Genomic DNA, 214 nt, shown 5'->3' with positions numbered 1-214 from the left:
ATGCTTAGCCAACCTTCGTGCTCCTCCGTTACTCTTTAGGAGGAGACCGCCCCAGTCAAACTACCCACCAGACACGGTCCCCGATCCAGATTATGGACCCTAGGTTAGAACATCAAAACGTTAAAGGGTGGTATTTCAAGGTTGACTCCATGCAGACTGGCGTCCACACTTCATAGTCTCCCACCTATCCTACACATCAAGGCTCAATGTTCAG

Annotated in this window: 1 rRNA gene; it reads right to left on the bottom strand. The window is 50.0% G+C overall.

The annotated features are described in order from the left end of the window. Positions 1-214 (bottom strand): 23S ribosomal RNA (locus BHE89_RS03990); the annotation flags it as partial.

The sequence above is a fragment of the Shigella sp. FC1967 genome, from assembly GCF_001743005.1.
In the GTDB taxonomy this organism is placed as follows: Bacteria; Pseudomonadota; Gammaproteobacteria; order Enterobacterales; family Enterobacteriaceae; genus Proteus.
The sequence above is the reverse complement of the archived record's forward strand: the minus strand, read 5'-3'. Positions and strand labels throughout refer to the sequence as shown.